This window comes from Sphingomonas zeae (genome assembly GCF_014197135.1).
Lineage (GTDB): Bacteria > Pseudomonadota > Alphaproteobacteria > Sphingomonadales > Sphingomonadaceae > Sphingomonas > Sphingomonas zeae.
Map to the genome: position 1 here is coordinate 14,055 of NZ_JACIFA010000001.1, position 12,698 is coordinate 26,752.

Sequence of the window (12,698 nt, forward strand, 5' to 3'; positions counted from 1 at the left end):
TGTTTTAAGATAGCGTTACCATCATGGCTGGCCGTGCATCTTGCCCGGTGACAGGACATTGCCGTGCGGATAGGCCAAGATGCCACGCACGGATCAGGAGAGGGCCGGAAGTGACCGACACAAGGGGATTGGACGCCGCGCGCGTCAATCATGGTTTCATCGCCGCGATCGTCGTTGTCGCGACCATCGGCGGTTTCATGTTCGGCTATGACTCGGGCGTCATCAACGGCACCCAGAAGGGGCTGGAGGCTGCATTCGACCTCGGTCGCCTGGGCGTGGGCGTCAATGTCGGCGCGATCCTGGTCGGCTCGGCGATCGGCGCGTTCGGTGCAGGGCGGTTGGCCGACGCGATCGGCCGCCGCAATGTCATGATGTTGTCCGCCGCGCTATTCCTGGTCAGCGCGATCCTGGCCGGTGCGGCGAGCGCGTCGAGCATCTTCATCCTGGCCCGCATCATCGGCGGCCTGGGGGTCGGCGCGGCCAGCGTCATCTCGCCCGTCTATATCTCCGAAGTGACCCCGGCCTCGATTCGCGGGCGCTTGTCGAGCGTGCAGCAGGTGATGATCATCACCGGCCTGACCGGCGCCTTCGTCGCGAACTTCGCGCTGGCGCGCTATGCTGGCGGCTCGACCGCCGAGTTCTGGCTGGGCTATCCGGCGTGGCGCTGGATGTTCTGGCTTCAGGCGATCCCGGCGGCGATCTATTTCGCAGCGCTTTCAATCATCCCGGAAAGCCCGCGTTTCCTGGTCGCCAAGGGTCGCGATGCCGAGGCGCATACCGTGCTGACCAAGCTGTTCGGTGAGGCCGAGGCGACCCGCAAGGTGGCCGAAATCCGTGGCAGCCTGTCCGCCGATCAGCACAAGCCCAAGCTGTCCGACCTGATCGACAAGACCACGGGCAAGATCCGTCCGATCCTGTGGGCGGGCATCGGCCTGGCCGTGTTCCAGCAGCTCGTCGGCATCAACGTCGTCTTCTATTACGGCGCGACTTTGTGGGAAGCGGTCGGCTTCTCGGAAGATTATGCGCTTCAGACGAACATCCTGTCGGGCGTGCTGTCGATCGCGGCCTGCCTGTTCACCATCGCGACGGTCGACAAGATCGGTCGCAAGCCGCTGCTGCTGATCGGCTCGGCGGGCATGGCGGTGACGCTGGCGATCGTGGCCTATGCCTTCTCGACCGCCGTCACCGGCGCGAATGGCGCAGTGAGCCTGCCCGGCAACAATGGCGTGATCGCGCTGGTTGCGGCGAACCTGTACGTCATCTTCTTCAACGCCAGCTGGGGGCCTGTAATGTGGGTCATGCTGGGCGAGATGTTCCCGAACCAGATTCGCGGATCGGGCCTGGCCGTCTCGGGCTTTGCCCAGTGGATCGCCAACGCCGCCATCTCGGTCAGCTTCCCCGCGCTTGCCGTGTCGCCGGGATTGAGCGTGACCTATTTCGGGTACGCCTTCTTTGCGGCGGTGTCGTTCTTCTTCGTCCGCGCGATGGTCAACGAGACGCGCGGCCGCGAGCTGGAAGACATGGCGGGCTGATACAAGAATAGTCCCCGAGAGCCTGACAGGCCCGCTTCCCGATGGGAGGCGGGCCTTTTCTTTTGCCGGAACTCTACCGCCCTTCCGCCCGAACACAGTCGAAGGCTGAACGGCGGTCGGGAAGGCGGGAAGCTTTACCCGCGCCCGGCCTGGATCAGGATCGAGTCGGACGGCAACAGCCGGTCCATGAAGGGCAGCATCGCCGCGCCGATCGCGGGCGCGTCCTGCGCGGTGCGGGCGGGGCGGATCGCCGGGCGGACGGGCAGCTCGACCCCGGCCAGCCCCTCGCTCAAACCGTCCGCCAGCCGGCTCAGCAACCGGCCGGGCAGCCGGCCGCCGATCAGGATCGCATCGGGATCGAACAGGGTCGTCACCGCGACGATGGGCTGGAGCAGCGCGGCGATCGAATCCTCGATCCACTGGTCGATGATCGCGGCTAGTATCGGGTCGTCGCCGTCGGCCAGCGTCTCGGGCGAATCGAGCCGATAGCCCGCCGCCTTCAACCGCACCTCAAGGCCTGCCAGCGACACCGTATCCTGCACGATCGCGCCGGGCCGCCCCGCCGTAGGGTCGGGCATCAGCCCGATTTCGCCCGACCGGCGATGCGCGCCGCGATGATAGGTCCGGTCGATGACCAGCCCGCCGCCCAGCCCGGCGGTGATGAGCAGGTAGAAGAAGCTGGGGCAGGCGAAATCATGATCATGCTGCGCCTCACCCAGCGCGGCGGCCGCGGCGTCATTGTCGCGGTAGAGCGGCCAGGGGAGCAGCGGCGCGAGCAGCGCCTCCAAATCGACCCCGACCCAGGCGTCATAGCCACGCGTCTGGTTGGGCAGAGAGCGGTCGACGCCGTCCGGCATCGCCACCCCGACGCCTAGCACGCGCGAGCGGTCGACCTGCCCCTCGGCCAGCGCAGGCTCCAGCGTGTCATGGATAAAGGCCAGCACGTCACCGGGCGTCGCAAAGGCGATCTCGCGTTTCGCACGGGCTCGTACGGTGCCGCCCAGGTCGAGGATCGCGATGGCCAGGTGGTCGCGGTCGATGGTCAGACCGATGCCGAACGCACCGCTGGGGCACAGCTCGATGCGGAGCGCAGGCTGGCCCCGCCCACGATGCAGCCGTCCGGCGGTGCGGACCAACTCCATCTCGATCAGTCGCCCGGTGATATTGGCGATGGTCGCCGGGGTCAGCCCCGTCTGGTTGGCGATGGCGATCCGCGTCGTCTGGCGGTGGAAGCGGATGACCTGGAGCACGGTGCGCAGATTATAGTCGCCCGCCCGCTCCAAATTGGTGCCCGACAGGCCCCGCGACAGACGGGACTCGCGCGAATGCGCCTCGACGACAGGCCCCCGCTCCGATGACATGGGTTGCGATGATGACATCATCTGGTTGCGTCTCCTGCAGGTGGAGCGAACCTGGATCGCCCGTCTTTGCCACAGGATCGGCGCGGGGCCATGGCCGGTCAAGGCCCATCACGGTACCAGAGCATACCACCCTGAGCATTGGTCTTGTTTTCCAAGACTTAGCCCAGGGCGGTTTGAGATCAGGCGGGCGTCAGCTTGATGAGCCGCCCTTGCGAATCGCCGCCATCCTCCAGCACATAGATGGCGCCGTCCGGCCCCTGCTCGACCTCGCGGATGCGGGCGCCCATGTCCCACTGGTCGCCCTTGGCGGCGTTGGTACCGTTCAGGTCGACGCGGATCAGCGCCTTGCTCGAAAGCCCGCCGATAAAGACGTCGCCGCGCCATTGCGGGAAGAGCGAGCCCGAATAGATCATCAGCCCGCCCGGTGAAATCACCGGGTTCCACCAGACCTTGGGCGCTTCATAGCCATCGCCCGCGCGGTGATCGGGAATGTCGCGCCCGTCATAATGCGATCCGTTGGACGCATTGGGCCAGCCATAATTGCGGCCAGGCAGGATCAGATTGACCTCGTCGCCGCCCTTGGGACCCATTTCCTGCTCCCACAAATTGCCCGCGCCATCGAAGGCGATGCCCAGTAGGTTGCGATGGCCATAGGACCAGACGGCCGGATCATATCCTTGCGCTGCCAGCGGATTGCCGGGGGCGGGCTGGCCGTCCGGGGTCAGGCGCAGCACCTTGCCCAAAGTCGCCTTGGGGTCCTGGGCAGGCGTGAATTTCTGCCGATCGCCCGCCGTGAAGAACAGATATTGGCCGTCGGGCGAAAAGGCGATGCGGCCCGAATAATGGCCTTCGCCGGTGACGGCGGGGCTGGCGGCCCATAAGGTTTCGATGCCGGTCAGCTGCGCAGTGCCGTTCGCCTCCTGCAATCGCCCGCGCGCCAGCACGACGCGCTTGCCGCCATCCGCCGCCGCCGAATAGCTGAAATAGACGCGGCCGCTCTGCGCGAAATCGGGAGCCAGGACCACGTCCATCAGCCCGCCTTGCCCTGCCGCATCGACCGCGATCCGCGCGATCGTCTGCCGCTGCTGCCCGTCCGCCGTGACGAGCAGCATCCGCCCGTCCTTCTCGGTCACCAGCATCCGCCGGTCGGGCAGGAAGGTCATCGCCCAGGGCGCGTCGAAATCGGCGATGACGGTTCGGCCGAAGGGCTGCCCGTCCACGACCGTCGCGGGTGGCGTGGCCGAGGCGGACGGCGAGGGGCTGGGTGTGCCGCCGGGCGTGACCGTCACCGGGGGCATGCTGCCCGTCTCGTCGGGGCCGGGTCCATTGCCCGAACAGGCGAGAAGGGCCACCGGCAACGCGGCAAGCAATGGCAGTTTCATCTTATATTCTCCCGGTAAGGCCCCTGACCGGCCCGATGGGCCGACAACGCCTTGGCATGGATGCTTGTTTCGTCTGCGGTTCCTGTGTATAGACTGCACCATTCTCTTACATCGTCGGGTGAAAGAGGCTGCGGGACGGGTTCCGCGGCACCGATCCGGCACATCTGGAGCTTTCATGGCGGATATCGCCCTTCTGACGCAACTCATCGAACCCGAGGCCAAGGCGCTCGGCTTCGAGCTCGTGCGCGTGAAGATGTATGGCGGCACGTCGGACCCCACGCTCCAGGTGATGGCCGAGCGTCCCGACACGCGCCAGCTGAACATCGACGATTGCGCCGACCTGTCGCGCCGTATTTCCGACGTGATGGATGCGCTGGAGGAGCAGGGCCGCGACCCGATCGACCATGCGTACCGGCTGGAGGTGTCCTCGCCCGGTATCGACCGTCCGCTGACCCGGCTGAAGGACTTCGCCGACTGGGCGGGGCATGAGGCGCGGATCACGCTGGCCGAGAAGCTCAATGGCCGCAAGCAATTCAAGGGCGATCTGGCCGGGGTCGAGGGCGCGAATGTTGTCATCGTCGATGGGGAAGAGGTTCGCCACGAACTGCCTTTCACCGCGATCGAAGACGCCAAGCTCGTCATGACCGACCGGCTGATCGCCGCGACGGTGCCGCTGTCTCCCGAAGGCGCGGAAGAGGTTTATTATCAGGATGCGCCCGAACAGGACGGCGCCACCACGGAAGGACGGCACTGATGGCTACCGCCATTTCCGCCAACAAGGCGGAACTGATCGCGATCGCGAATGCGGTCGCCTCGGAAAAGATGATCGACAAGGGCATCGTCATCGAGGCGATGGAGGACGCGATCCAGCGCGCCGCCCGCGCCCGCTACGGCGCCGAGAACGACATTCGCGCGAAGCTCGATCCGAACTCGGGCGATCTGCGTCTGTGGCGCGTCGTCGAGGTGGTCGAGCAGGTCGACGACTATTACAAGCAGATCGACCTGAAGGGTGCCGAGAAGCTTCAGAAGGGTGCCGCGATCGGCGACTTCATCGTCGACCCGCTGCCCCCGATCGAATTTGGCCGCATCGCGGCGCAGGCGGCCAAGCAGGTCATCTTCCAGAAGGTCCGCGATGCCGAGCGCGACCGTCAGTTCGATGAGTTCAAGGACCGCCAGGGCGAGATCATCACCGGCGTCGTCAAGCGCGTTGAGTTCGGTCACATCGTCGTCGATCTGGGCCGCGCCGAGGGCGTGATTCGTCGCGACCAGCAGATTCCGCGCGAAGTCGTCCGCGTGAACGACCGCATCCGCTCGCTGATCCTGAACGTCCGCCGCGAAAATCGCGGGCCGCAGATCTTCCTGTCTCGCGCGCACCCCGACTTCATGAAGAAGCTGTTCGCGCAGGAAGTGCCCGAAATCTATGACGGCATCATCGAGATCAAGGCCGCCGCGCGCGATCCGGGCAGCCGCGCCAAGATCGGCGTCATCAGTCACGACTCGAGCATCGATCCGGTCGGCGCCTGCGTCGGCATGAAGGGCAGCCGCGTTCAGGCCGTCGTGCAGGAAATGCAGGGCGAGAAGATCGACATCATCCCCTGGTCGCCCGACACCGCGACCTTCGTGGTGAACGCGCTCCAGCCCGCGAACGTCAGCCGCGTCGTGATCGACGAGGAAGAGGACCGGATCGAGGTCGTCGTCCCCGACGATCAGCTCAGCCTCGCCATCGGTCGTCGCGGTCAGAATGTCCGTCTGGCCAGCCAGCTGACCGCCAAGGCGATCGACATCTTGACCGAGGCCGACGCGTCGGAGAAGCGCCAGAAGGAATTCGTGGCCAACTCCGAACTGTTCCAGAACGAACTGGACGTGGACGAGACGCTGGCGCAGCTGCTGGTCGCCGAAGGCTTCGGCGCGCTGGAAGAGGTCGCCTATGTCGAGCTGGACGAACTGGCCGCGATCGAAGGGTTCGACGAGGACCTGGCGCAGGAGCTGCAAAGCCGTGCGCAGGAAGCGCTGGACCGCCGCGAACAGGCCGCCCGCGACGAGCGTCGCGCCCTGGGCGTCGACGACGCGCTGGCCGAGATGCCCTATCTGACCGAGGCGATGCTGGTCACGCTGGGCAAGGCGGGCATCAAGACGCTCGACGACCTCGCCGATCTCGCGACCGACGAGCTGGTCGAGAAGAAGCGGTCCGAGCCGCGCCGCCGTGGCGACGATACCCCGCGCGCTGCCCCCAAGGGCGGTATCCTGGCCGAATATGGCCTGAGCGACGAGCAGGGTAACGAGATCATCATGGCGGCCCGCGCGCACTGGTTCACCGATGAGGAGGAACCCGTCGCCGCCGAAGCCGGTGCGTCGGAAGCGGAGGGCGAGGAAGCCTGATGCCGTTCGTCTCGATCCGTCTGGCGGGCACCGCCTCCAAGCAGCAAAAGGCCGAGATCGTCGCCGACGTGACTCGTTCGCTGGTGGAGCGGCTGGGTAAGAACCCGGCCGCCGTCCAGATCGTGATCGAGGAGGTTTCGACCGAAAATTACGGCGCGGGCGGCCAGCTGATCGCCGACCGTGATGCCCCCACCTCTCAACCCCGGGGAGACGCGCATGCGGAACCGGGACAATGAGCGTGGCGACGTAAAATCCTCTCCGGCCGCCAAGGGCCGGAGCCCCAGAGCCTCGGCGAAGGCCGCCCGCGACTCGATCGACGGGCCGGTCCGCCGCTGCGTCCTGTCGGGCGAGCATGACGCACGCCCGCACTTGATCCGTCTGGCGCTCGCGCCCGACGGGCGGGTGCTGCCCGATGTCCGCGCCAAGGCGCCGGGACGGGGCGGCTGGATCGGCGTGACTCGCGGCGAACTGGAAACCGCGATGGCGAAGGGCAAGTTGAAGGGGGCACTGGCGCGCGCGTTCAAGACGGGCGAGTTTTCCATTCCCGACAATCTGCCCGACCTCATCACCACGGCGCTGGAGCGTAACGCGCTCGATCGGCTGGGGCTTGAGTCGCGCTCGGGGATGCTGCTGACCGGATCGGACAAGATCGCGACGGCGGCGCGCTCGGGCCAGTTGCACGCACTCTATCATGCGTCCGATGCGGGCGAGGATGGATGCCGCAAGCTGGCGCAGGCATGGCGTGTGGGATCGGATCGTGAAGGTTCCGATCTCAAGGGGTTGGCACTGCCCGCCACACGCCCCATATTGTCAATGGCGTTGGGCCGCGAAAATGTGGTACACATCGGCCTGACAGATCGTAACGCGGCAAAGCGGGTGAGCGAAGCGCTCGACCGCTGGCTGCATTTTATCGGACCCGACCCTGTGGCAACGCCTTGCGAAACGGCCTCGCAAGGCGCATCGGCGTCCGACATTACCGGTGACCGAACGGCCGTGACCGTACACGAGGATTTTGAGTGAGCGAGACCGACAACGACAAGCCGAAACTCGGAATGCGCCAGCCTTTGGGGCTGAAGCGCACGGTCGAGACCGGCAAGGTGAAGCAGAGCTTCAGCCACGGCCGCTCGAACACCGTGATCGTCGAGACGAAGCGCCGTCGCGTCCTGGGTCCGCAGGGTGGCGCGCCCGAAACGGCCGCCCCTGCGCCGACTCCGGCCCCGGCCACGGCCGCCCCTGCGGCGGCGCCGGTCGCCCCGTCGCGTCCCGTTCCGTCGAACGAGACGGCGCAGGAGCGTCAGGCCCGCCTGTTGCGAGAGGCCGAGGAACAGCGCCTCGCCATGCAGGAGGAAGCACGTCGCCGTGCGGATGCCGAGCGTCAGCAGCGCGCCGAGGACGATCGTGCCCGTGCCGAGGAACGCGCCCGTGCGGAAGCGGAAGCCGCCGCTGCGGCTGCCGCGCCCGCTCCGGAGCCGACCCCGGCACCGGCACCGGCTTCAAACCCGGTCGCCGAAGCGCCTGTGCAGGCCGAAGCGCCCGCTGCGCCGACCATCTCGGTCCAGCCGCGTCCCTTCCGTCCGGTCGAGCGGCCGGTGATCCCGGCGCCGGAACCCAAGGCCGAGGAGCCCGCCAAGGAATCCGCAGTTGAGGCACCTGCCCCGGCGCCTGCGCCGACGCCCGCCCCGGCTCCGGTCGCGGCGAAGCCGGCGCCCGCTCCGGCCCCTGCGCCAGTGGTGACGACGCCCCCGATCCTGGGTCGCGATCCGTCGATGCCCGCGCCGCGCCGCTTCTCGCCGGTGCAGCGTCCCGAGATTCCGAAGCCCGCGCCCAAGCCCGCAGCGGCTCCCGCGCCCGCTGCGACGGCCAGCACGCCGAGCGCGCCAAGCAACAACGCCGCGTCCGCCCCGTCGGGCGGTGCTCCGCGCTCGATGCCCTCGGGTCAGCCGACGCCGCGTAACGCGCCTCCGGGCCGTCCGCAGCAGCGTGACCGCAAGGGCGACGAGCGTCGCGGCGGCAAGCTGACCGTCACGCGCGCGCTGAACGAGGACGGCGCCCGCGCCCGCTCGCTCGCCGCGCTCAAGCGTGCCCGCGAGAAGGAGAAGCGTGGCTTTGGCGGCCCGCGTGAGCCGCAGATCAAGCAGGTCCGCGACGTGCAGGTGCCGGAAGCGATCACCGTCCAGGAACTGGCCAACCGTATGGCCGAAAAGGGCGCGGATCTGGTCAAGGCACTGTTCAAGATGGGCATGCCCGTCACGATGACGCAGACCATCGACCAGGATACGGCCGAGCTGCTGGTGACCGAATTCGGCCACAACATCGTGCGCGTGTCGGACAGCGACATCGACCTGGCGCTCGACACCACGGAGGATGCGGTCGAATCCTTGCGTCCGCGCCCGCCGGTCGTGACGATCATGGGCCATGTCGACCATGGCAAGACCTCGCTGCTCGACGCGCTGCGCGGGACGGACGTGGTGCGCGGTGAGGCCGGTGGCATCACCCAGCATATCGGCGCCTATCAGGTCACGCTGAAGGACAAGTCGAAGGTCACCTTCCTCGACACGCCGGGCCACGAGGCCTTCACCCAGATGCGCGCCCGCGGTGCCGACGTCACGGATATCGTGGTGCTGGTGGTGGCGGCCGATGACGGGCTGATGCCGCAGACGATCGAGGCGATCAACCACACCAAGGCGGCGGGCAAGCCGATGATCGTGGCGATCAACAAGATCGACAAGCACGACGCCAATGCCCAGCGCGTCCGCGAGCGTCTGCTCGAGCATGACGTGCAGGTCGAGGACATGGGCGGCGAGACCCAGGACGTCGAGGTGTCGGCGCTCAAGAAGATCGGTCTGGATACGCTGATCGAGAAGATCCAGCTTCAGGCCGAACTGCTCGAGCTGACCGCCAACCCCGATCGTGCGGCCGAGGGCAGCGTGGTCGAGGCCAAGCTCGACAAGGGCCGTGGTCCGGTCGCGACCGTGCTCGTCACGCGCGGCACGCTGAAGGTCGGCGATGTGTTCGTCGTCGGTGCGGAAAGCGGCAAGGTCCGTGCGCTGGTCGACGACAAGGGCCGTCAGGTGAAGGAAGCGGGTCCGGCGATGCCGGTCGAGGTCCTCGGCCTGTCGGGCGTGCCCCAGGCGGGCGACCTGCTCCAGGTCGTCGAGAACGAAGCCCGCGCCCGCGAGGTCGCCGAATACCGCCAGAGCGTGCTGCTCCAGAAGCGCACGACCTCGGCCCCGGCCAGCCTGGAGTCGATGTTCTCGGCTTTGAAGGCGAACCAGGCCAAGGAATATCCGCTGGTCGTCAAGGCGGATACGCAGGGCACGGTCGAGGCGATCGTGGCGTCGATCAACAAGATCGCGTCCGACCTCATCAAGGCGCGTATCCTGCACTCGGGCGTCGGTGGCATCACCGAGTCGGACGTGACGCTGGCCGCCGCGAGCGGTGCGCCGATCATCGGCTTCAACGTCCGTGCGAACGCCAAGGCGCGTGAGATCGCCGAGCGGAACAAGGTGGCGCTCAAATATTACGACGTCATCTATGACCTGATCGACGAGATTCGTGCGGGCATGGCCGGCGAGCTGGGTCCCGAGGCTTTCGAAACGGTCGTCGGCCGCGCCGAAATCCGCGAGGTCTTCTCGGCGGGCAAGATCGGCAAGGCCGCCGGTCTGCTGGTCACCGAGGGTGTCATCCGCAAGGCGCTCAAGGCGCGCATCACGCGCAACGACGTCATCATCTACCAGGGCGAGATCAACTCGCTCCGCCGGTTCAAGGATGATGTCGCCGAGGTTCGCGCCGGTCTGGAATGCGGTGTGACGTTCACGCAGAACTTCACCGACATCAAGCCGGGCGACTATCTCGAAACCTTCGAGGTCGAACTGCGCGAGCGTTCGCTCTGATGATCGCGGGGCGGCGGGACAGGTCCTGCCGCCTACGCATCATGCCGGAATGGATCGCGGTCGCCTGCCCGGCGGCCGCGATTTTCGTTTGAGAAGAAACTGAACATGGTCCAGTCCAAAAACCCCGCCGAACCCTCGGTCCGCCTGCTGCGCGTCGGCGAGCAGGTCCGCCACATCCTGTCCGAAATCCTCGCGCGCGGCGACGTGCATGACGAGACGCTCGCCAAGCACATGGTCAGCGTGACCGAAGTGCGCATGTCCCCCGACCTGCGCCACGCGACCGTCTTCGTGAAGCCGCTGCTGGGCAAGGACGAGGAGGTGGTCATCAAGGCTTTGCGCACCAACACCGCGTACCTGCAGCGTGAGGTCGCGCACCGGGTGAAGATGAAATATGCCGCCAAGCTGAAGTTCCTGGCGGACGAGAGCTTCGACGAGGGCAGCCATATCGACTCGCTCCTCCGCTCGCCCAAGGTGTCGCAGGATCTGGACGAAGGAGAGCAGGCGGAGGGCTGACACTCGCCCTCTGTTCAGCGAAGGCCACGTTGAGACGGCCGGGAATAGGGTTCACGCGAAGCCGCGAAGCCGCGAAGGTTTTTGGTTCGCGCAGAGGCGCAAAGAGCGCAGAGAAGAAGACCCTGCGTCCGATAGGGCACCCCGCCCCGGCGAAGGCCGGGGTCCAGTATCTTCCGGGTCAATGGAGCGCTACGCCAAGGCGGGGAGGCAAATGCCTCGCGCCATCGTATATCCATCCCAACTAGACCCCGGCCTTCGCCGGGGTGGTGCAGTAGGTGGCCGTTTGGCGAAACCTTCTCTGCGTCCTCCGCGCCTCTGCGCGAACCAAGATCAAACCGTTTCCCTTGGCCTTCGACTTCGCTCAGGCTGAACGGGGGTAGGGGTTACCCCCCGACCGGCAGCAGATCCGCGTCGATCCCGATCGTCACCAGCCGCCCGACGATCAGCGGATAGGCCGTCATTCCGAAGTCCCGCCGGTCGATCCGGGTCGTGGCGGCGATATGCACCGACTCCCGCCCCGTCATCGCGGCAAAGTCGCGCGAAAAGTCGACCGCCAGCATCGCCGGCCGGGTAACACCCCGGGCGGAGATCGTACCCGTTACCGTCGCGCTGTGCGGCCCGGTGCGGGTCAAGCCGGTCGCATGGAAGGTGACGCGGGGATAATGATCGACATCGAAAAAGTCCGGCCCCCGCAATCGCGATCGGGTGAGCGCGTCGCCCGCCTCCAGCGTCTGGGTATCGATCCGCACGTCGAGCGTCACCGCCTTCGCATCGCGGTCGGACAGGGCGACATGCCCCTCGATATGGGGGAAGCGCGCGGTCTTGCTGCCCAGGCCGAAAAAGCCGACCTTGGCCTGTACGCGGGCATGGGCGGGATCGATGGTGTAGCTCATCGCGCCGGTGCCGCTGGCCGGGGCCATCGTCCCCAGCGTCGCCATCGCGACCGCCACGACTTTTGCAATTCTCAACCCACGCACCCCATGCTCGATATGACGGCGTCCTTCCGATAAGGGCGGCGCATGGCCAAGCTCTATTTTTACTATGCCAGCATGAATGCCGGGAAATCGACCATGCTGTTGCAGGCTGATTTCAACTATCGCGAGCGCGGAATGAACACGATGCTGTTCACCGCCGCGATCGACGATCGCTTCGCCTATGGCACCATCGCTTCGCGCATCGGCCTGTCGCAGCCCGCGACGCCGTTCCACGCCTCGACCGATCTGGAGGCCTGTGCGCTCGACCAGCACGGTCGCACGCCGCTCGCCTGTATCCTGGTCGATGAAGCGCAGTTCCTGACGCCGGACCAGGTGGATCAGTTGGCCCGGCTCGCCGATCGGCATCGCATTCCGGTGCTGTGTTATGGCCTGCGCACCGACTTCAAGGGGCAGTTGTTTCCCGGATCGGCGCGGCTGCTGGCGCTCGCCGATGCGCTCAGCGAGATCAAGTCGGTCTGCGTGTGCGGGGCCAAGGCGACGATGAACCTGCGTGTCGACGGGCAGGGCAAGGCGATTGCCGAGGGCGCGCAGACCGAGATCGGGGGCAATGACCGCTATGTCGCGCTGTGCCGCCGCCATTTCGGCGAGGCGCTGGCGGGGGAGCCGGTGCTTGAGGGGAAAGCGAAGCCCGACTAACGCCTTG

At 66.7% G+C, this 12,698-nt stretch carries 11 protein-coding genes; 8 read left to right on the top strand and 3 right to left on the bottom strand.

What is annotated here, in order from left to right:
* The first annotated feature begins 110 nt into the window (after positions 1-110).
* The gene (locus GGR45_RS00060; RefSeq protein ID WP_175313165.1) at positions 111-1,532 is read left to right on the top strand and encodes a sugar porter family MFS transporter; all 1,422 of its coding nucleotides are present in this window, start codon (positions 111-113) and stop codon (positions 1,530-1,532) included.
* A gap of 134 nt (positions 1,533-1,666) precedes the next feature.
* Here GGR45_RS00060 and GGR45_RS00065 read toward each other — a convergent pair whose 3' ends face one another.
* Both GGR45_RS00065 and GGR45_RS00070 read right to left on the bottom strand, forming a co-directional pair.
* Complete coding sequence (locus tag GGR45_RS00065) at positions 1,667-2,893, bottom strand: ROK family protein (protein ID WP_175313167.1); 1,227 nt, start codon at positions 2,891-2,893, stop codon at positions 1,667-1,669.
* Between the two features lie 179 nt (positions 2,894-3,072).
* Positions 3,073-4,275 (bottom strand): PQQ-dependent sugar dehydrogenase, encoded by a 1,203-nt coding sequence (locus GGR45_RS00070; protein ID WP_175313169.1) that lies wholly within the window; start codon positions 4,273-4,275, stop codon positions 3,073-3,075.
* A 175-nt stretch (positions 4,276-4,450) separates the two neighbouring features.
* Between GGR45_RS00070 and rimP the strand changes: the two genes are divergently transcribed.
* The 6 genes from rimP to rbfA all read left to right on the top strand — a co-directional run bounded on the left by rimP (position 4,451) and on the right by rbfA (position 11,060).
* Positions 4,451-5,029 carry a ribosome maturation protein RimP gene (gene rimP / locus GGR45_RS00075; RefSeq protein ID WP_175313170.1) on the top strand — a complete coding sequence of 193 codons (579 nt, stop codon included), beginning with the start codon at positions 4,451-4,453 and terminating at the stop codon, positions 5,027-5,029.
* Complete coding sequence (gene nusA, locus GGR45_RS00080; RefSeq protein ID WP_175313172.1) at positions 5,029-6,654, top strand: transcription termination factor NusA; 1,626 nt, start codon at positions 5,029-5,031, stop codon at positions 6,652-6,654. Before rimP ends, nusA begins: the two co-directional genes overlap by 1 nt.
* Positions 6,654-6,890 (top strand): tautomerase family protein, encoded by a 237-nt coding sequence (locus tag GGR45_RS00085; protein WP_175313175.1) that lies wholly within the window; start codon positions 6,654-6,656, stop codon positions 6,888-6,890. Before nusA ends, GGR45_RS00085 begins: the two co-directional genes overlap by 1 nt.
* Positions 6,871-7,674, top strand: a complete 804-nt coding sequence (locus tag GGR45_RS00090; RefSeq protein WP_246357968.1) for a DUF448 domain-containing protein — start codon at positions 6,871-6,873, stop codon at positions 7,672-7,674. The genes GGR45_RS00085 and GGR45_RS00090 overlap by 20 nt, the downstream gene beginning before the upstream one ends.
* Positions 7,671-10,547, top strand: coding sequence for a translation initiation factor IF-2 (gene infB / locus GGR45_RS00095; RefSeq protein WP_175313177.1), 2,877 nt, complete (start codon positions 7,671-7,673; stop codon positions 10,545-10,547). Before GGR45_RS00090 ends, infB begins: the two co-directional genes overlap by 4 nt.
* A gap of 105 nt (positions 10,548-10,652) precedes the next feature.
* A complete protein-coding gene (rbfA, locus tag GGR45_RS00100; RefSeq protein ID WP_175313179.1) occupies positions 10,653-11,060 on the top strand; it encodes a 30S ribosome-binding factor RbfA in 408 nt (135 codons plus the stop codon).
* Between the two features lie 383 nt (positions 11,061-11,443).
* On the opposite strand, the gene GGR45_RS00105 is transcribed toward rbfA, so the two are convergent.
* Positions 11,444-12,028, bottom strand: a complete 585-nt coding sequence (locus GGR45_RS00105; protein ID WP_175313181.1) for a YceI family protein — start codon at positions 12,026-12,028, stop codon at positions 11,444-11,446.
* 51 nt (positions 12,029-12,079) lie between these two features.
* Here GGR45_RS00105 and GGR45_RS00110 point away from each other — a divergent pair, with 51 nt between their 5' ends.
* A complete protein-coding gene (locus tag GGR45_RS00110) occupies positions 12,080-12,691 on the top strand; it encodes a thymidine kinase (RefSeq protein WP_175313183.1) in 612 nt (203 codons plus the stop codon).
* The last annotated feature ends 7 nt before the right edge of the window (positions 12,692-12,698 follow it).

What these genes read in the sequence shown, in the direction of transcription:
- GGR45_RS00065 (WP_175313167.1), bottom strand. Translation starts at nt 2,893, where the DNA reads ATGTCATCGGAGCGGGGGCCTGTCGTCGAGGCGCATTCGCGCGAGTCC.
- GGR45_RS00070 (WP_175313169.1), bottom strand. Translation starts at nt 4,275, where the DNA reads ATGAAACTGCCATTGCTTGCCGCGTTGCCGGTGGCCCTTCTCGCCTGT.
- rimP (WP_175313170.1), top strand. Translation starts at nt 4,451, where the DNA reads ATGGCGGATATCGCCCTTCTGACGCAACTCATCGAACCCGAGGCCAAG.
- nusA (WP_175313172.1), top strand. Translation starts at nt 5,029, where the DNA reads ATGGCTACCGCCATTTCCGCCAACAAGGCGGAACTGATCGCGATCGCG.
- GGR45_RS00085 (WP_175313175.1), top strand. Translation starts at nt 6,654, where the DNA reads ATGCCGTTCGTCTCGATCCGTCTGGCGGGCACCGCCTCCAAGCAGCAA.
- GGR45_RS00090 (WP_246357968.1), top strand. Translation starts at nt 6,871, where the DNA reads ATGCGGAACCGGGACAATGAGCGTGGCGACGTAAAATCCTCTCCGGCC.
- rbfA (WP_175313179.1), top strand. Translation starts at nt 10,653, where the DNA reads ATGGTCCAGTCCAAAAACCCCGCCGAACCCTCGGTCCGCCTGCTGCGC.
- GGR45_RS00110 (WP_175313183.1), top strand. Translation starts at nt 12,080, where the DNA reads ATGGCCAAGCTCTATTTTTACTATGCCAGCATGAATGCCGGGAAATCG.